The organism is Sphingobacterium sp. UBA5670, assembly GCF_002420705.1.
Taxonomy (GTDB): domain Bacteria; phylum Bacteroidota; class Bacteroidia; order Sphingobacteriales; family Sphingobacteriaceae; genus Sphingobacterium.
This window is the reverse complement of the sequence record NZ_DIIM01000001.1, coordinates 1-19,169: the sequence shown is the minus strand read 5'-3', so window position 1 is coordinate 19,169 and position 19,169 is coordinate 1. Positions and strand designations below refer to the sequence as shown.

The 19,169-nt window shown below is 40.6% G+C and carries 15 protein-coding genes; 10 read left to right on the top strand and 5 right to left on the bottom strand.

Annotated features, from left to right (window positions below):
- Positions 1-214 precede the first annotated feature (214 nt).
- A complete protein-coding gene (locus B3C94_RS00075; protein WP_293897227.1) occupies positions 215-1,366 on the bottom strand; it encodes a helix-turn-helix domain-containing protein in 1,152 nt (383 codons plus the stop codon).
- A gap of 213 nt (positions 1,367-1,579) precedes the next feature.
- Here B3C94_RS00075 and B3C94_RS00070 point away from each other — a divergent pair, with 213 nt between their 5' ends.
- The 10 genes from B3C94_RS00070 to B3C94_RS00025 all read left to right on the top strand — a co-directional run bounded on the left by B3C94_RS00070 (position 1,580) and on the right by B3C94_RS00025 (position 16,548).
- Complete coding sequence (locus tag B3C94_RS00070; protein WP_293897225.1) at positions 1,580-4,465, top strand: TonB-dependent receptor; 2,886 nt, start codon at positions 1,580-1,582, stop codon at positions 4,463-4,465.
- Positions 4,466-4,483: 18 nt separating this feature from the next.
- Complete coding sequence (locus B3C94_RS00065; protein ID WP_293897223.1) at positions 4,484-5,308, top strand: tyrosine-protein phosphatase; 825 nt, start codon at positions 4,484-4,486, stop codon at positions 5,306-5,308.
- 180 nt (positions 5,309-5,488) lie between these two features.
- A complete protein-coding gene (locus B3C94_RS00060; protein WP_293897222.1) occupies positions 5,489-6,049 on the top strand; it encodes an RNA polymerase sigma factor in 561 nt (186 codons plus the stop codon).
- A gap of 56 nt (positions 6,050-6,105) precedes the next feature.
- Positions 6,106-7,098 (top strand): FecR family protein, encoded by a 993-nt coding sequence (locus B3C94_RS00055; protein ID WP_293897220.1) that lies wholly within the window; start codon positions 6,106-6,108, stop codon positions 7,096-7,098.
- A gap of 13 nt (positions 7,099-7,111) precedes the next feature.
- On the top strand, positions 7,112-10,135 hold the full coding sequence (locus tag B3C94_RS00050) for a TonB-dependent receptor domain-containing protein (protein WP_293897218.1): 3,024 nt from the start codon (positions 7,112-7,114) through the stop codon (positions 10,133-10,135).
- A 4-nt stretch (positions 10,136-10,139) separates the two neighbouring features.
- Positions 10,140-11,489: a DUF4876 domain-containing protein gene (locus B3C94_RS00045; protein ID WP_293897216.1), complete on the top strand. Its 1,350-nt coding sequence runs from the start codon at positions 10,140-10,142 to the stop codon at positions 11,487-11,489.
- Between the two features lie 22 nt (positions 11,490-11,511).
- Positions 11,512-13,125 (top strand): DUF6850 family outer membrane beta-barrel protein, encoded by a 1,614-nt coding sequence (locus tag B3C94_RS00040; RefSeq protein WP_293897214.1) that lies wholly within the window; start codon positions 11,512-11,514, stop codon positions 13,123-13,125.
- Positions 13,126-13,129: 4 nt separating this feature from the next.
- Positions 13,130-14,284 (top strand): cytochrome-c peroxidase, encoded by a 1,155-nt coding sequence (locus B3C94_RS00035; protein WP_293897212.1) that lies wholly within the window; start codon positions 13,130-13,132, stop codon positions 14,282-14,284.
- 471 nt (positions 14,285-14,755) lie between these two features.
- Positions 14,756-15,967, top strand: coding sequence for an enolase C-terminal domain-like protein (locus tag B3C94_RS00030; protein ID WP_293897210.1), 1,212 nt, complete (start codon positions 14,756-14,758; stop codon positions 15,965-15,967).
- Between the two features lie 200 nt (positions 15,968-16,167).
- A complete protein-coding gene (locus B3C94_RS00025; protein ID WP_293897209.1) occupies positions 16,168-16,548 on the top strand; it encodes a YidH family protein in 381 nt (126 codons plus the stop codon).
- A gap of 58 nt (positions 16,549-16,606) precedes the next feature.
- On the opposite strand, the gene arsB is transcribed toward B3C94_RS00025, so the two are convergent.
- The 4 genes from arsB to B3C94_RS00005 form a co-directional block, all read right to left on the bottom strand.
- Positions 16,607-17,644 (bottom strand): ACR3 family arsenite efflux transporter, encoded by a 1,038-nt coding sequence (gene arsB / locus B3C94_RS00020; RefSeq protein ID WP_293897207.1) that lies wholly within the window; start codon positions 17,642-17,644, stop codon positions 16,607-16,609.
- A 3-nt stretch (positions 17,645-17,647) separates the two neighbouring features.
- Positions 17,648-18,262: a protein-tyrosine-phosphatase gene (locus B3C94_RS00015; RefSeq protein WP_293897206.1), complete on the bottom strand. Its 615-nt coding sequence runs from the start codon at positions 18,260-18,262 to the stop codon at positions 17,648-17,650.
- 11 nt (positions 18,263-18,273) lie between these two features.
- Entirely contained in the window at positions 18,274-18,738 is a 465-nt protein-coding gene (locus tag B3C94_RS00010; RefSeq protein WP_293897205.1) for a DUF6428 family protein, read from the bottom strand.
- A gap of 75 nt (positions 18,739-18,813) precedes the next feature.
- Positions 18,814-19,143 (bottom strand): ArsR/SmtB family transcription factor, encoded by a 330-nt coding sequence (locus tag B3C94_RS00005; RefSeq protein WP_293897620.1) that lies wholly within the window; start codon positions 19,141-19,143, stop codon positions 18,814-18,816.
- Positions 19,144-19,169 lie beyond the last annotated feature (26 nt).

Here is a 19,169-nt window from a genome sequence, read left to right as displayed (position 1 = left end):
AATTGAGAACAACGTCTTAATTGATACTCATTTTACAGTAATATGAAACGTACATAAATCGGAGCTTATACGTTTTCATCCGAATGAGGTCCCTATTAGGTACGAATAAGGTCCCTGTTAACTCCCTATTATTTGAAAGTCTATGGTTAAGAGTTCCTGCCGTTAATAGCAGTGATTCGATATCTTCATTTAGCTCATCTGCACGGCCGATGAGCTAGATTGCTTTATCAGGAGATAGCATTTTGAAATAGTGCGTTGGAGTGAGTCCAGTCATTTCCTTAAAATATTTATTGAAGGAAGATTTTGAGTTAAATCCAGCGCTATAGGCTATGGTAAGCATATTGATATCCAGTTCATTTGTCGCATATCGCTCTATTTTACCTTTTATATCCAATATTCTATATTCGTTGATGTAGGTATAAAAAGGTTTATTGGCATAGTTATTCAGTGTTTCGCTGATATAATATTTGTTTTCCTTGACTAATTGGGAAAGTTTCTCTAATGTCAGTTCACTATCTTTATAATACCGATCGGATTTCATTCCTGTTTCCAGTTTGTTCCAGATTTCTGCCATACGCTCTTTTGTGAGGATTTCTTTACGTTCTTTTTGGTTCATTTTATGAACAACAGTATGCTCTGTTTCACTCTCTTCATGACACGCATTATCCGGGTTCAGATCGACTTGAACTTTGGGAATGATATGTTCATGTGCCATGCTCTTAAATTTATACTGTCCTATCAAGATGCATATGATTGCAAGGGATGCATAAGCGATACTTCTGATGAAAAGATCTTGATGATAGCGGTCATGATTACCGATACTATAATAAACTAAACCGATGCAATTCAAAGTAAGAAGGATTGAAGATATACGTGTGATCAATATCCGCGTTGCTGAAGGCGACAGATTTCGGTATGTGAAGTACAGCGTTTTGGCAGATAATATAATTGCAAATGGCATAAAAGTAAGGGTAGTTGCTAAGTTATAAAGCTGCAGTACACGTATACCCTCGGCGGGGGCGGCGTATAGTACCGTGGCTGTGGAGAAAAAACCAATGGTCACAATTAAAATAGGAACAAAGAGGTACCAGTTGGAAATCATATTTTGTTTTCTCTTAGCCTCGTTGCGCGCCAAAAGATATACTATGGGAGTGTAGAAGAAACCTATAAACGTATTCATAGCTTTGCGAACATTTGGTTCATCAACAAAATGGTAAATGATAAACTTGATGGACAGATGGACAACGATGCATAGAACCAATACGAATAAAAAGGTGTCGGTACTTTTTCGCAACTTGTTGCTATAAAGAAATAGAGCTGTCAATATTGCTTGAAACAGCCCCAATACAATGATATAGTTCAGCATGGCAGTAACGGTTCAATTGTATTCAAAGCTAAGATCCTTGTGTTATTTTAATATTAATAATTTGATAACAATATTGTAATCAATGTAAGTTTCTGATTTACAAGGTGTGGTGGTGCTTCTAAAGCAAAAAAAGAAGACGGACGTCCCTAAAATTTTGGGAGGCGAAAATCATCGGTCTGCATATAATCTTTGCAGAAAAAAAATATGTCACCAATGTCTACCAAATTTAGGAACAAAAATTTGCTCAGTTTAAAAAAGGGGGTAAGTGCACTGTTGTTCACTTTTCCCTGGTTTATACCGACCTATGGTCAAGTGATCAAATCCTCTGTGCAGAGCGGTTCGGGGAAATTGCCCGGAGCTTCTATTGTCGCGACCTCTTTCAAAGGCAATACATCCTCAGATTTACAGGGTAATTTTACATTAACAGCACCTGATACTGGGATGGTATCGTTACAGGTATCTTATATTGGCTATCAGACACGTACCTTCGATATTCGCTTAAAGCGAGGTATCAATGAGATTTCGCCAATTGAACTGGCCGTGGGTGATGGTAGTGCTTTGGCAGAAGTGATCGTATCCGGCACGATGGCTCCTTCACAGGCTAAAGCTTTCAGCATCAAGAAACAGGCTGTAGCAATAATGGATGTATTGGCGGCAGACGCTATTGGCAAACTGCCGGATCGAAATGCAGCCGAAGCGGTACAACGCATGCAAGGTGTTGCAGTTGCGAAGAATCACGGCGAAGCTGATATTGCAACGGTAAGGGGTACCCCATTTGCCTGGACCTCCGTTTTATTCAACGGAAGTCGTCTCCCTAGTCCAAATGTCATGGGCAATCGGTCTATGCCCCTGGATGCAATTCCATCTGAAATCATCCAATATGTACAAGTTGCTAAGGCATTAACGCCAGATATGGAAGCAGATGCAATTGGTGGTTCGATCAATTTTGTCACTAGAACATCCCCTAGCAAACGTACACTTAGTGTCTCGGGGGCAGGAGGCTATAACACATTTAGTAAAAATGGAACCTACAACGGCTCACTTGTTTATGGAGATCGCTTTCTGAATAACAGGTTGGGATTGATTCTGTCTGCAGCAACATGGGCGAGGCAATGGGGATCAGATGCATTTGATGTTTCCTACAATACGGGGCTGGCCAATGAACAGCAAAGGAATTCTATTGGATCGGTCATGCTCAAGCGTTATATCGGTGAACGCCAGACTAAGGGGATAAATCTGGGGTCGGATTACAAAATTTCACCCGGACATACGGTATTCTTTCGCGCTATGTTCAATAAATTTGACGATATCCGTCCAGTGTACGAAGCCTATGTAGATTATAATAAGAAACGCTATCAATATAACAACCGTTACTCGCACTATCAGACAGCAATTTATGGAGGTGAAATAGGTGGAGAACATCAACTTTCGGCGATCGCTAAAGTGGACTGGAGTGTCAGCGATCATAAATCAAAATATTACCTTAACACACCACCAGCAAGTGATCGTAAAGGGTTGCCAATAGCGACTTTCCATCAGCAGATCACGAGTGGATTTAATAATTTGTCCAATGATGGACTGCGCTATTGGGGATTCGATTCACCTAATGCTGTCGGTGGCTCTTCATTGGATTTTGATCCTGGAATTAAAGATGCCAGCGAAGTCCTGGATCCCGATAAGCTTAAATTGACGCAGTTGGTTATCACTCAGTTGGACAATAGTGAACGAGACCGTGTAGCCCAGATTAATTTTCATCTTGAAGCATCGCCGGCATTAAAGTTTAAAGTTGGCGGTAAGTACAGGCATAAAGACCGGGACAATTTTTTTGGCTCCAATTTGGTATTTCTGCCGGGTGCTGCGCTCGGTGTTGAAAATGCTGCTCCCTTACGAAGTTTATCCTCATTTGAGACACAAAACTTTCCCAAGGGAACATCCTTCTTTGGTAGTATGAACGGTAACTATAACTCCTTTCAGCTAAATCCCTTGACCAAAGATCAATTATTGGATCTCTTTAGTCCGGAGTTTATGAAGGTGAATGGCTTTATTGATAAAACGGATCCGATGAGTGCGACATCGATTTATACTGGACAGGAGATCGTATCCTCGGGGTATGTTATGGCTGATTATGATCTCTCCGAAAAACTAAAGTTGGTTGCGGGTTTGCGCAATGAATATACAAAGACTAGACTTCATGGACAACGTGTGGAGCCTACGGCATCCGGAAACCAACTTGTTGCATCTGAAATTGAAAATAATTACAATGCTTTGCTGCCCATGTTTCATCTCAAATACAAGTTGAATAAAGATGCAAATTTGAGGGGAGCTTTCACCCGGACTTTTGTACGCCCTAATTTTGGAGATATGACTCCCGGAACATCCATTGATGTTTCTTCTACACCAGCGACCATCAGCCAAGGTAATTCCGAGCTTAAGCCCACCTTCAGCAACAATTTTGATCTCATGGGAGAATACTACTTTCAGAATGTTGGGATCCTGACTGGGGGATTGTTTTACAAAGATATTTCAGATGTGATATTTACAGATATCAGCATGCAAAACATCGATGGGACAGACTACCGCATATCCCAAGCGAAAAATTTGAACAAAGCAACATTGTTCGGCTTGGAGTTTGGCGTAAATCGAAGATTTGATTTCCTTCAAGGCTTTTGGAAGAATTTCGGTATCGAATTTAATTACTCTTATGTGGACTCTGAAACGAAAGTGCCACGTGTCGGCGGTGTCGAAGCTTCATTCGATAAAACAGCGTTACCTAATCAATCCAAGCATCTGTTCAATGCCATTCTATTTTATGAAGGTAAGGGCGTAACGGTACGTCTGGCCGGAAATTATAGAGGGAAGTCAATTGAGACAATCGATCAGAAATTAGGGCCACAATTTTATAAGTGGACAGACAATAATTTTACTTTGGATGCCACCGCTACGGTGTCGTTGTCTGCACGTGTAAAAGCATTTTTGGAGCTAAACAATCTGACAAATTCGGCCGTGAGTATGTACATGGGAGATAGCCGTCGCATTAGTAGCCGCGAGGTGTACGGCAGTAGGGGGCAGGCCGGGATTAGATGGGATATAATTAAATAATTAGTTTAAAACAATCATATGAAAATTTCAAATTTGATGATGGTCCTTTTGGGAACCATTCCTGCGCTCGCATTCGGGCAGCTGTCGGATAGCACAAAACGCGTGCTTCCGGTTCAAGGAGCTGTTAACTTTAGAGATATTGGCGGTTACGAAACAAACGATGGAAAACATGTTGTTTGGGGCAAAATCTTTCGTAGTGATGCCATCGATAAACTTACTGATAGCGATGTCGCACTGATGGATAAAAAGAAGATTCATACTGTCGTTGATCTACGCGGCACCGCCGAAGCCAAATCCGCTCCCGACAGACTAGCAGCCAACACGGATTATACGTTGAGTCCAGCCGGTAGTGACAACTTGCCTAATCCACAAGATATGGTTAAGGCATTAAAACAAAAAGACTTTTTGGTGAAATTCTATGCCGAAGGCGCTAATTATTATGGGGATAGATACCGACCTGCATTTATCAAACTGTTGGGAGCTACCGATGGAGAGGCTATCCTGTATCATTGTACAGGTGGAAGAGATCGTACTGGTATGCAGACAGCATTGATTCTACATGTGCTTGGTGTCCCATATCCGACTATCGAAGCAGATTATTTAGCGTCTAACGTATATCTTAGCCGCAACAAGCAGATGAACGCTTATACCGATGCAATGGTCGCGGCAACTGGAATGACCAAAGAACAGATTGAAGATCAGATGAAACTGAAACCCGAATTGTTAAAAGCATTTTTTGACGGAATTAAAGCTAAGTATGGCACAGTGGAGAAGTTTCTACAGGAGGAGATGGCCATCGGACCGAAAGAGATCAAGATACTGAAAGCAAAATATACACGCTAACAAAAATTTGAATTAACCTCAACAGCTCAGTCCAATATTAATAGGACTGAGCTGTTGGTACAAAGTGCATACTGTTGTGCAAAGTAAATTCGCTTTCTACTTTTGTTTTGATGGTTTAGATATGAAAAGCATTTTTCTAGTTGTTTGGAATAGTTCTAAATAATTATTTATTTTGCACACTTGGACACACATAAAATATGGAATGGAATCAAGTTAGGAGATAGCGATAGCTTTCTGGCCTTGTACGACGCAGTTTATACTGCGCTTTTCCGTTATGGGCTGAAGATAACTTCCGACCGCGAAGTCGTGAAAGAATCCATTCATATTTTATTTTGTGATTTATGGGAGCGGCGGGAGAAACTTCCGGCATTAAATACTGATCCTAGATATTATTTGTTTGTATGGCTCAAACGGATCATCTTTAAGCAGCGTGCAACGCAAAATCTATCACTGGATGATCTTTTTGATGTTCCTGTAGAAGATTCGATTGAAGCGCAAAAAATAGCTATCGAAGAAACATTGGAGCGAGATGATGCGCTGGGTCGAGCGATGAGCAAGCTTACAAGAAAACAGTACCGGTATATCGAATTAAAATTCTTCCACAATAAATCCTATGAGGAAATTGCTGCCATTGAAAATGCTGCGATAAGAACAGTTTATAATGTGGTACATGAAGCGATTAAAAAATTAAAAGGCTCATTGACAGTGCTTATTGTTTTTATTTTGAGTTTTTCCAAATAAAAATAGGTAAAAATACTGGAGTAGTTGCACTACTGATTAAAAGCAATTGCTATCACATGGAAAACCCTACTTTAGAAAAACTGATCTGTGACGAATCTTTTCTCGATTATTGCTTAAAGTCGCACCGCGAGGAGGATGACTATTGGCCACAGTGGATAGCCGCAAATCCACAGCATCGGGAGCTTATAAAGGAGGCCGAACTGATGGTCGAACTGTTGCGGGGTAGCCCGACAAAACTAGAGGTCACTGCAGAGCGCAATAGACTTCAGTCTATTATTGGTGGGGGAAAATTGCCCGTCAAAAATCTGTTAAGCTACCGATGGATTGGTTATGCGGCAGCCTGTCTCTTAATCCTCTCACTGAGTATTTTTCTTTATAAAAGAAAGCAGATGTTTTCGGATATAACTATCCAATCGGAATTTGTACAGCAAAATGTGCCAATGGGACGTTATATGAATGTGCTTTTGGCTGACCATACTCAGGTAAAACTTGGACCTAAATCCATATTGGAATACCCAAAGCAATTTAGTGGAAAAGAAAGAAAAGTTAAGCTCAATGGTGAAGCATATTTCAAAGTTTCACATAATGAAAATAAACCGTTTGTCATACAAACAGGTGATTTAAGCATTAAAGTGTTAGGAACATCTTTCAATGTACATGCATTTGCCGAAGATGAAGTTTCGAAGGTGGCTTTATTCACCGGTAAGGTGGAGATAGCTAGCGGTGCAATGAACCAGCAGATCAAACCAGGTCAGGCTATTATTTATGATCGGCGCAAAGGGACATTTACAGTCGAGGAATTTGACCTGGTCAAAGAAAAGGACAATATGGATGGTATCCTACATTTTGAGCAAGCTTCCTACGTTGAAATCGCTAAACAACTGAACCGAAAATATGGATTAGCGTATCAAGAAAGAGCGGATATTCAATTGGTTTACTCAGGTACGATAGTGCATGAACCATTGGAACAGGTACTAGAAAAACTCACGCTGACAACGTCTTATCGCTTCAGTGTGAAATCCAACAAACTTATCGTTCGTAAAAAATAATATCATCTATCATATGTCTTCTAATTCCATCAACAGGAGTGCCCTGCTCCTTGGTGTACTTTTCTCTTTTAACATGTTGTCGGTACATGCACAGCAGTTGAAAATTGAGAGTAAAAATCAACCACTAAGATCTGTTCTAAAACAGATCGAAGAAAAATCGGGCTATAGTTTCCTTTATGACGAGTCTAAGATCAATGTTGACCGGACTGTTAATCTGCATGCAGATGGATCTTTAAGAGAGATTCTAAACAGACTTGAACAACTTACCTATTTCAAATTGCAAATTTCGGGGAAGAATATCCTGATGAGTAAGGCCTCTGTTGGTACACTTTCGGGACGTGTTGTCGATGAAAATGGAAAGGGAATTCCTTCGGTTACCGTACACTTGAAAGAATTGAACCAATATTATTTTACAGATCAAAACGGAGCATTCAAATTTCAGTTTCCTGCACATCGCCTCAAAAGTGCAGAACTAAAATTTTCGATGATCGGTAGGCAAGGAACGACTCTAACTACAGCTTTAAATGGAGTAAATACCAGTATTCCAGAAGTGAAATTACCGACACTAAGTGTCGGACTCGAAGAAATTTCAGTTACTCCACGTACAAACCGGCAGCTTGAAAGTAATAGTTCACTCTATATAAACAGAGAAGTAATTGAACAATCTGGCGCGCTAAGTCTCAATGATTTACTGAGCCTTATTCCTGGGCAAAAGATTGCTGCCCCTTCTTTACAGCAAGTGCAGCAGGCTAATCTGAGAAGTGCTACATTGAGTACAAATTCTTTTGCAAAAAAAGATCCATTTGCACTCAATAATTCCTTCGGAGTCGCGCTGATTATGGATGGTATTGCGCTTTCCAACAATGCGAATATGCAAACCTTAAATTCGGGCATCTATGGTATGGGTAATTCGTATGTCAATGGAAAGATCTCAGGACTGAAGGGTAGCGACGCGGGTACCGATAACTATACGGGTGATTACACCTTTGGTGGGACCGATTTGAGACAGATAGCGACCGACAATATAGAAAGTGTAGAAATTGCAGCCGGAGTACCTTCGGTAAAATATGGGGATATGACCAATGGTGCAATTATCATCAATCGAATTGCCGGAAAAACACCGTTGAATTTCAATGTACAGCTTCGCGATAATACGACCGTATATGGATTGAGTAAAGGCTTTGATACCAAAAAATATGGAGCTTTTACGGTCGGCGGAAACTTTACCCGTTCTTACCAAGATAATAGAGATAAAATGAAATCCTACGACCGTATTGGCGGGAATTTGATGTGGAGTACATTTGCCGGTAAAGAAAAGGCATTTACAAATACCTTCTCTGTAGATTATGGTCGTCATATGGATAATGTCCGCCGTGATTCCGACGATCCAACAGGGGCGATGATGCGATTCAAGTCTTATAGCTTTTCAGTCGGAAGCAGTGCCAATTATCGGATCGATCATGGTTTTCTTTCCAATATCGGTTTAAATATCCGCTATAGTCAATCTTATCAAAACACCTATAAAGAGCAGGATGTCAATGGTACCTATATTGTCTATTCAGATGCAACGGAAACTGGTGTACATCAAGGAAAGTATGCCAGTGGTATTTATCAGGCTGTAACTAATATCGAAGGAAAGCCGATCGATTTTACGACCCGCTTGGATCTTACGGGAACATTTCAGAGCGGAGAGCTTCTCCATCAGGTGAATTTTGGTTCTTCTTTTAACTATTCAAAAAATATAGGTAAAGGACAGATTGTCGATCCTTCTCGGCCCCGAACAAATACCGTTGCCGCTAATTCCGATCTCCGAACAGAGCGTTATTATGATGTTTCGCGTATTCATGGGCAAAAGCAGATTGGATTTTATGCCGAAGATCAATTCACCGCGAAAATTGCCGATCGAGATCTCAATGTTCGTGTAGGGACTAGGGGGGATATATTTGAAAAATTCGTCACATTTTCACCTCGTACCAATATCAATTATGCCATTACTCCCGAGTTAACGATAGGTGTTGCCTATGGTTGGGCGAGTAAGGCTCCAGCACTGGCACAGCTGTATCCCGGGCCTGTTTTTTATGAGCTGTCGCTGTTTGAAAAGACTGCTTTCAAAGATGGTGGTCTGGATGAGGCGAATAGTCTTTATCTCATGTATGTGGATAAATATACACCAGATAATAGTAGGCTCAGACCATCTTTGTCCGAACAGCTGGAATTCTCTGCCAATTACGAACATAAAGGATTTAGATTGGGTATGAATATGTACAATAAACGAAATTACCGGGATATTGTATCTGCTGCAAGTTTTGAAAAGATCATGCTGGATAATTATGCAGCAAATCCAGACTCCGACGCCGAAGTCCCTTACATAATAGATGGTCAGAAGCAATATCGGCTTTCTCGCTTTGAGTTTTTGAATGGTAGCGAAACTAAAAATCAAGGGATAGAATTGATGCTCTCTACACCGAAATGGACCGCAATAGCCACTTCATTCAATTTTAGGGGGGGGCTGACCCAGTCTCACTACAAACCGCTACAGAATATGCGGACCTTTAAAAATGATACAGACAATCCGGATCGGGCGGAAACGGCTGTTTATCCGACGGACAAAAGAACAACAACGGTTAGTAATGCCGCCATTACCTCAAGTACGCATATTCCAAAGGCTAAATTGCTGATCAATTTTACAACGGAATTTAACCTGATGAACAAGACCAGTACAAGTGCAAGTGATGGTATTCCGTTGGGCTATTATACCCAAGATGGAACCTACCATGCCATAGACAATTTTGATGAGAATAATATAAACTATAAGCATACATTGGTTCCTGTCGAGGAAATCAACAATCAAAATCAGCCTGCTGTCTATACAAATTTCCATTTGAACGTATCCAAAGAAATCAGCAAACGCCTGAGCTTAGCCTTCCATGTCTATAACGTGTTTAACTATCGTCCGCAATATAAGCGCTCGGATAGTACCATGGTTATTCCAAATGACAAACCTTCTTACGGCGCACAACTTAGACTTAAACTATAATGCTATGAAAGCAATACATTTTATTATACTATTAACCCTTATTTCTGGTTGTTTTGTAACCGCTTGCCAGAAAGATATCTATCCCGAAAATGGATCTGTCGATATCACCTTAGATATCTCTTACGAGAGTGAAGCTTATGTTGGTAAGTTGCCTTTAAGCGATATTACTTTAAATCTCTATACACTCAAAGGTAAATTGGTGACAACGATGAAATCAGACGAAAATGGTCACGTTGAATTTTTGGATCTGGCACCCAATACGTATAAAGTTCAGGTCGTGAAAAACTATAGCGCGGCCGAATTTAATGCATTGACGGGACTACGGGAAGATAACGAGGTAGCATTTAGTTCGGCGATCAAACAGATCGAAGTAGTCAAAGGATCGGGAGAAACACATTGGGATCTTGCACTTATAACAGGCAATAGTAATCCCAGTGGATTAATTATCAAACAGATCTATTATGCAGGTTCTGATGCTAACCAAGGGGCAAGTTTTCGCGATCAGTTTATTGAAATTTATAACAATTCGGATAGTATCCGCTACGCGGACAGCCTTTACCTTGCCGAAGCTTATGGCGCTAACACTGCTAATGCCACCTATGTTTATCAAGCGAACAGCGGGCAATATGATTGGAGCAAGTCCTATGGAATGCCGCAAGGTATAAACGCCAATACAGACTATGTATATGCGTTTCTCATTATTCAGCTTCCGGGCACGGGTAAGGATTACCCCATCCTTCCGGGAGAGAGTATTGTCGTTGCTTCCACTGCTGCAAACCATCGATCGCCGTATGTTGGTGCAGATGGAGTGGCTATTTCAGTAAAGGATCCTAGTCTGACTGTCGATCTGAGCACGGCAGATTTTGAAGCATATTTTGCACCCTATCTGGGAACTACCAAGCCTTTGGCCTCGGATATCGACAACCCGAATGTTCCCAATGTAAGGGTCGTCAACAGGGCTAATGGTGTGGATATGATCATGAATCAAGCCGGACAACGCAGCTGGATTATTTTTCGCGATGAGGGTATGGGATCTTCAGATCAATGGAAGGGTTTTATGCCACCTTACGCAGATGGGCGAGAGAGTTTGGGAACAGACTATAAGCAGATTCCTGTCGCAAATATTTTAGATGGAGTAGAGCTGCAATCGGCCACTTCTACACAATATCCAAAGCGTTTTACGGCAAAGTTAGACGCTGGTGCGATTGCCGTAGCTGGTGGAGCACGCTCTTCCAATTCGGTGATTAGGAAAACCAAAGAGGTTGTCAATGGCCGACGGATCTTACAGGATTCTAACAACTCAAGTGATGATTTCGTGTCTATGAAAGCAAATCCAAAGGGATTTGTAGAGTAAGGCACGTTAAGAGGACAGAACAATGCATAAAAATAGTGCTATTGCACCCATAGTTATTCAGATGAAAAATAGTATTCAATTCGTCATGTGTCTATTAATTGTTGGGATATCTCAACTTCAGGCCAAAGTAATATCAGGCCAAGATACATTAAAATATATCCAATATATCGATCAGGATAGCTTGCAACTGCGGTTGCGGCAATTCGCTGTTGACAATCCCATGTGGTTGGAGAAATTGGTGCCTGTACGTTATAGTTTAATTCGCATGGGCTATAATTCCGTTTCAGGCGAATATCGTCGTGCTCAGGAGGCACAGGCTGTAAAAGGTTTAAATTTTAGTTCAGAAGGAGCAGTTACGATCAAAGATGTGCGCCTGTGGGGACGGTTCAATTATAACAGATCCGTAGAAGATAGTACACGATTTGCCCATCAAACACGGGATAATACTTCTACACCTTGGTATTTTGGTTCTTATGGGTATAATCATTATGAGCGTACGACTTATCGGATTCAGGCACGTGGTCAACGTTCTTTTGCCGCAGGTAAATATGACCTGTTCGGAGGTTTTGACTATCAGGTCGGTAGCCACTTTAGTAATAATGACCCAAGGGGCAGTATCGATGTCATACAGTTCAATAGTTCGTTGGGTGGAAGCTTGCGTATTGCCCCGACATGGCGTATTGGTCTAGAAGGAAAATATGGTTATGGACAAGAGAACGTCGAAATTGCTTATAAGAATTCGAATTCAGCGTCAAGTGCTGTTGAATCTCCATACATGAATTATATCATACGAGGATATGGCTGGAAAGTGGGTGATTGGCTGACAGAGAAAAGCATGTTCTACCAGAATGACATGCAGCGTTTGGGCGGTAAGTTAAACTTTTCATGGAATTCGACCTTTGGTGACTTTTACGGCAAAGTAGCTTATCAACATGAACAGCAGAAATATAGGCAGGTATTGCGTAATGAGGCGCGTATCAATGAGCTTAGTTTATATAACTTGAACAAATTAGATTATACATTGCTATGGAGTCAGGCACGGGGCAACCGGCGATATATGGCTTCATTTGTATGGTCAGATCAGCGCGGGAAAGATCATGTGACGGAAAGTGCCAATGCGCAAAATTATGTCTATCAAAATGACAATGGAAAACTGGAGCTGTCGTATTTGGTCGCTCAGAAAAAATGGAAACAATATTACAGTGCTTCCATTGGGGTGCTGAACGAAGTCAGAAGAGATGGGGGTACTGGAACGACTTTGGACTATGATCAGTTAAACTATGGCTTCAGTACGACATGGACCTACTGTACCTCGACTAATCAAGAAATAGAATTCGGTCTTGGTGGTTTCGTTCGGAATACTATTGGGCTCTCTTGGTCTTTACCGGCGATCAATGAAAATGTGTTTCACCAATATGTATTCTATCATGATCTCCTTTACAATCGTGCAAATCTGTATGGCGGTAATGTGAAATTGGGATTCAAACAGCGCTTGCAAAAAGGCAATTTTATTCATGTCGTGGCCGATTATGGTTATCGTAAAGCCGATGGTTTTGGCGAACTGGAGCGAACAAATCTTGCTCCTTTGGGGACTGATCGTAAACAATTTAATTTAATGCTTTCTTATGGTTTTTAATAGGATGAAGCTGCTAAAGAAGAACGTAATATGGGGAGCAGCCATACTTCTTGTTCCTTTCTTGATTTCTGCATTTGCCAATAGACCGAGCGAGGTGGAAGACTTGTCCGACTTGCGCAAACGCTATAGCAGCGGAAATACGGCACTATGGCCAAGACCAAATATAGACCCTTCTGTCAGCAAAGGGTTTGTGGATATTGGGCTATTGCCTCAGGTGGACTATCCTGCCGAAAATCCATACAGTAAGGAGAAATCACTTCTTGGCAAGCTGTTGTTTTTTGATCCTCGGCTATCGGCTTCAAAGCAGATTTCCTGCGCCAACTGTCACGATCCTCAGCTGGGATTTGGGGATGGTAAAAGTTTGGCGCATGGTCACGGAAGACGCGAAGGCAAGCGAAATGCAATGACCTTATATAATGTTGCTTTCTATAAATCCTTTATGTGGGATGGGCGTGCGAAGAGCTTAGAAGATCAGGTGCTGCTGCCTACACAAGATCTCGTTGAAATGAACACACCATTGGATACACTCGTAGCGCACGTCAGGGAAGTCGCAGGTTATACAGCCTATTTTGAAAAGACTTTTGGGGACAAAAAAATCACGTTAATGCGTATACAACAGGCATTAGCTACATTCGAACGTGGTATAGTCAGCTATCCAACGAAGTTTGACCGTTTTGTAAGTGGACAATCCGATGCTCTAAATGATACCGAACTGACGGGCTTACATCTGTTTCGTACGAAAGCACGCTGTATCAATTGCCACAATACACCTTTGTTTTCGGACAATCTTTTTCACAATGATGGACAAACTTTATATGGCACTAGACAAGAAGATTTTGGGCATTATAAATTGACGGGAGATCAAAAAGATATTGGTGCATTTCGTACCCCATCGCTTCGTAATGTCTCGTTGACGGGACCCTGGATGCATCACGGCAATTTTCCAACATTGCGTGATGTCGTCGAATTGTACAATCTTGGCAATCCTGCACCGATTCAACGACATGTAGAGGTGGATGAGAAGACACGACCTATCCACTCGCCTTTATTAAAAAAACTAAATTTAACACCAGGGGAAGTTGAGTCGGTAATTGCGTTTTTACAGGCAATAAGTTCACCTACGCAACGCCGTATTGCAATGCCTGAACTTCCGCAATAAGTTCTTCGGTAACCCATACTGCTTTTTCGGCATTGACAAGGGCATTTTCATATATGGAGCTAAAACTTTGCCTGCTATAATTCAAATCCGTATGTCTACCGTGCAGCGCTGCAGTATGGATAATGGCTTAAGATCCTGTTACCAATATGCGCATATTGATAAAGTAAAATTTACTCTAATAGAACCATAAACGTTTCGAAATAGGTAGAATCTTTTTCTCATTCGAGTTGTAGATTAAAACAGTCAAAGGTACATGTGCTCAGCGGGATGATTTGAAATATTATATTGATACAAATTGTAAAGTAATTGATACAGCTTGCCAATAAATAAATAGGGGTATGTTGTATCTTTCGTATAGATATTTTAAACTAATTATAATGCTCCAGTGATGTTATTACTTAGGACTATGCTAGCAAAAAAGGTAGAAGTAAGTTTCTCCTGGCAACATCGGATAACCGAAATAAATCAAACATGAAAAGAAGGACATTTATTCAGGCATTGAATCTTAGTATTGCCTCAGCGGCGTTTTACAAAGGGTACGCAAATGAAATCGTATTTTCCGCTAATGTTAAATCACATGACAAGGAATTGTCCTATCATAGGATAAAAGATATCAAATTTTCTACCGTAAAGATGAATTATCCGCGGCTTGTGGGGAAAAATGCGCGTCTCGACCTGCATGGTTATGGGCCTGATGTGGAAATATGTTCTATAAGGACAGATCAGGGAGCTATGGGCTGGGCCTCACTTCGCGGCTCTAGGCGTGACGCCGAACAAATTTCGAGAGAATTGATCGGTCAGAAAATATCAGATTTGTTTTCCTCGCAACTGGGTACACTGAAGGAGGCACATATTCCCTTCGATATAGCTCTTCATGACCTTGCCGGAGTTATCTTAAATAAACCTGTTTATGAAATACTTGGACGTAAAGATCCTTTCATCACAGATTATTATAGTGGCATGATTTATTTCGATGACCTAGAACCTGCAGATCGGCCTGCAGGAATCGACCGTATACTCGAAGAATGCCAATATGATTACGGCGTGGGGTATAGGCAATTCAAGTTAAAGATTGGAAGAGGGCATAAATGGATGCCTTTTTCCAAAGGACTTCAACGGGATATTGAGGTTACAAAGGCAGTGGCAGATGCATTTCCCGACTGCAGAATCTTAGTTGATGGAAATAACGGTTTTACATCAGACCAATTTATTCAGTATTTAAAAGGTATTCCAGCGGTAAATCTCTTTTGGATAGAAGAACCTTTTCATGAAACAGTAGTGGATTATCAAAAACTACGAGGCTTTTTAAAAGCGGAAGGCATAACTACATTGCTGGCGGATGGTGAAGCCGATCCCGATCAGAACTTGCTGACTACGTTATTTGAAAAGAAACTTCTGGACGTCCACCTCACAGATATCGAAGGTCTTGGATTTACGAATTGGAGAAAATTGATGCCAAAATTAATAAAACTTGGAGCTCAAGCATCTCCCCATGCCTGGGGCTCGCTTCTCAAGAGTTACTATACGGCCCATTTAGCGGGGGGACTCGGAAATACAGTAACAATTGAAGGAGTTACAAGTACCTCAGAAGATGTAGATTTGTCAGGATATAATGTCAAAGGAGGGAAACTTATTCCCCCCTCGTCCGCAGGTTTTGGTATGCCGTTAATAAAAAAGATCTAAAAGTTAGAAACATCGAATATTATTCAAACTTTTCAATGCTCTGCAACGTTTATTGAAGAACAAACAAAAAAATCTTAGTCTTAAAAAATATGCTTACCTGTGAATGAAATGTGCTAAAACATAGTCACAGCTGTGCAAACTTGTTTTAGACTAGAGATGCATTTTATAACTCTTTTAACGTTGATCAAAATTTATATCGAATGTCTAATCATGCTCCACAAAAGGTAAATGACCATCTTGCTAATGAACGAACTTTTCTTGCTTGGATCCGCACAAGTTTAGGGATTATGGGATTCGGCTTTGTGGTTGTTAAGTTTTCACTATTTATTCGTCAGATTGAGCTCATTTTAAAAAAAGATGTAGTTGCAGGTACTCAGCATGAACATTCTGGTGCTGTTGGTGTTTCTATTGTAGTCATTGGTGCATTAACGGTTATTGTCGCTTTCTTTAAGTATCGCAAAACGAACAAACAAATCGAAGAAGAGAACTTTACCCAAACTTCAAATAGCATAACAATTGTCGCTGTATTGATTTTTGTGATAGGTATTATTCTGAGTTGGTATCTTATTGATGGTCTTTAAGGAATAAAATAGCTAATCTATCAAAGAAACCGGGACTAATTAAACGGAATCTTTTATCTTATCTATACAAGTTATACTTGCCTTTTAACCATAAACTTGCCCTGACCAAAAGTATCAATACCGGCACCTCAACCAGTGGCCCGATGACGCCAACAAAAGCTTGTGGAGAATGTATGCCGAACAGGGCAATTGAAACCGCTATTGCGAGTTCAAAATTGTTCCCTGTGGCCGTGAAAGCTATCGCTACATTTTTATCATAGGGAACTTTTAACGACTTGTTCATGAGGAAGCTAACAAAGAACATGATCACAAAGTAGACAACCAATGGAATAGCGATTTTTAGTACATCCAATGGTAATTCCATTATTTTGTCTCCTTTTAAGCTGAACATCAAAATAATCGTAAACAGCAGGGCATATAAAGTAAGCGGTGAGATTGCAGGTACAAACTTTCTGTTATACCACTCCAGCCCCTTGGTGTGTACAAGCAATTTTCTGCTTAAATATCCTGCTAGAAAAGGAATACCTAGATATATTAGGACACTTTCCGTAACGTCTCCAATAGACACCTGTACATTGAAATTTGCTAAGCCTAATTTGCTTGGAAGGATGTTAATAGACAGCCAGACTAAGAAACTATAGGTGAATACTTGAAAAATTGAATTTAATGCAATCAATAACGCTGCATATTCGCGATTGCCCTTGGCGAGATCATTCCAAACAATCACCATTGCTATGCACCGAGCTAGTCCGATCAGAATTAGGCCCGCCATATAATTTGGCTCATGTCTTAAAAAGACGATAGCTAAAATAAACATCAGGATAGGCCCGACGATCCAGTTTAAAAGCAGAGAAATCGTGATGATCTTTTTATCTTTAAAAGCAACTGGCAGTAGTGAATAGTCTACCTTTGCTAAAGGAGGATACATCATTAAGATTAAGCCTATCGCCAGGGGGATGTTGGTTGTTCCGACGCTCAAGCTGTCTGTCAGTGAGGATATATGCGGAAACACTGCTCCTAAGGCGATTCCTGTCGCCATAGCCAAAAAGATCCAGAGCGTAAGATAGCTGTCTAAAAATTTTAGTCTTGGTTTCATTCGCTATTTTTTAATCATTGAAAAGATGTAAAGCATCTCTAGGGCAATCTCTTCACTGCGCTGCCTGTATGTTTCATCTTGCCGCGCTGTATCGTCTGATAACTTTGGGTCCTCGTAAGTAATTGGTATTCTGATTGCAGCACCGGACACGAACGGGCAGCCCTGAGCGGCATTGCTGCAGGTCATTATTGCTACGAAATTTGATGCTGGATTAAAAGTTGAATCAAAATGCTTTGAAAATCCTATGATAGGCGGTGAATTCTGATCATATTTGATTGCGTATATCGGATTTTGCGAATCAGCTATGTTAATAATAGAAAACCCCTGCGCCGTTAATGTCTCCACAACTTTTGGAAATAACGCTGTTTCTTCGGTTCCCCCCGAATAGCAGCAGACCTTTGGAACATTATAATATGCCGCGGCTACCTGTGCCCATATTTGGGATAAATGACTCCTGCGCGAATTGTGTGTACATATAAAATTGAGCGCTATAGGGGTACTCCTCGCTACTTGTGCTTGAATATAGTCTATAAGTGGTTTTAATACCTCGACTCTACTTTCAGAGATTTTAGCAGTAGATAAAATCTCCGAGATTGTATTTTCTAGTTTTGCGTACATAATCTGATAATTTAGCAGCATCCCGAATTCGGAGTGCAACAAGAGGATTGGATTGTGCTTAATTTAATCTTTGGTTTCTCAGCGGGAATACCGCAAGCATCAGTAGCCAAACAAGCCGTTTTTTTATTCTTCAGTACAAAATTTTTTCCGTTAAAATCGAGATCATACTTACCAATCGTTTCAGATTGATATTCAACTTCGATTTCCGAATCCGATATCCCCAATTTGCTCTCTGATAGCTTGATGATATCTAATAATTTTTGAGGTTTCAGTCTATGTTCGTAATCATCGGCATTCCAGAGCTGGAAATTCACTACTGTTTCTTTTCTGATTGTACCGCCACAGTCGATAAAATTCTTGGATACCTGTCCAATCTCAGTTACATGAAAGTGTTCGGGAACGAAGGTTCCGTCTTCCATTTGAAATTCAACGTTTTCTAAGGATGTTAGAAGTTCTTTGATTGCTGATAATTTCATAAGATGTTGTTTTTATATTCTGTTTTTAATATTGTTATATCGCTATATTACGATTATATAATACAAAAAAATGTGCTAGCAACATTTTTTGACTTTCGTTTCTTGATTGAAAAACTTCTCCAGCTCAGTTTTTATACTATCCCATATCCTATCGTCGATACAATAGCAGACAGATTTTCCTTCGATAGTTCCCTGTATGATGCCGATATTTTTCAGTTCCTTCAAATGCTGGGAGATGGTTGCCTGAGCGAGGCCTAGCTCTTCAACCAGATCATTGCAAATACAGGCTTTTTGATTGATGATATACTGGAGAATCGCTACACGGGCCGGGTGTCCCAAAACTTTAAACAAAATGGCAAGCCGATTTTGCTCTTCTGTAAATATTTCTGTTTTAGTAAGTCCCATGTTTATGATTTTAATATCGTAATATT

Coding starts and splice junctions, on each gene's coding strand:
- B3C94_RS00075 (WP_293897227.1), bottom strand. CDS start 1,366: ATGCTGAACTATATCATTGTATTGGGGCTGTTTCAAGCAATATTGACA.
- B3C94_RS00070 (WP_293897225.1), top strand. CDS start 1,580: ATGTCTACCAAATTTAGGAACAAAAATTTGCTCAGTTTAAAAAAGGGG.
- B3C94_RS00065 (WP_293897223.1), top strand. CDS start 4,484: ATGAAAATTTCAAATTTGATGATGGTCCTTTTGGGAACCATTCCTGCG.
- B3C94_RS00055 (WP_293897220.1), top strand. CDS start 6,106: ATGGAAAACCCTACTTTAGAAAAACTGATCTGTGACGAATCTTTTCTC.
- B3C94_RS00050 (WP_293897218.1), top strand. CDS start 7,112: ATGTCTTCTAATTCCATCAACAGGAGTGCCCTGCTCCTTGGTGTACTT.
- B3C94_RS00045 (WP_293897216.1), top strand. CDS start 10,140: ATGAAAGCAATACATTTTATTATACTATTAACCCTTATTTCTGGTTGT.
- B3C94_RS00040 (WP_293897214.1), top strand. CDS start 11,512: ATGCATAAAAATAGTGCTATTGCACCCATAGTTATTCAGATGAAAAAT.
- B3C94_RS00035 (WP_293897212.1), top strand. CDS start 13,130: ATGAAGCTGCTAAAGAAGAACGTAATATGGGGAGCAGCCATACTTCTT.
- B3C94_RS00030 (WP_293897210.1), top strand. CDS start 14,756: ATGAAAAGAAGGACATTTATTCAGGCATTGAATCTTAGTATTGCCTCA.
- B3C94_RS00025 (WP_293897209.1), top strand. CDS start 16,168: ATGTCTAATCATGCTCCACAAAAGGTAAATGACCATCTTGCTAATGAA.
- arsB (WP_293897207.1), bottom strand. CDS start 17,644: ATGAAACCAAGACTAAAATTTTTAGACAGCTATCTTACGCTCTGGATC.
- B3C94_RS00015 (WP_293897206.1), bottom strand. CDS start 18,262: ATGTACGCAAAACTAGAAAATACAATCTCGGAGATTTTATCTACTGCT.
- B3C94_RS00010 (WP_293897205.1), bottom strand. CDS start 18,738: ATGAAATTATCAGCAATCAAAGAACTTCTAACATCCTTAGAAAACGTT.
- B3C94_RS00005 (WP_293897620.1), bottom strand. CDS start 19,143: ATGGGACTTACTAAAACAGAAATATTTACAGAAGAGCAAAATCGGCTT.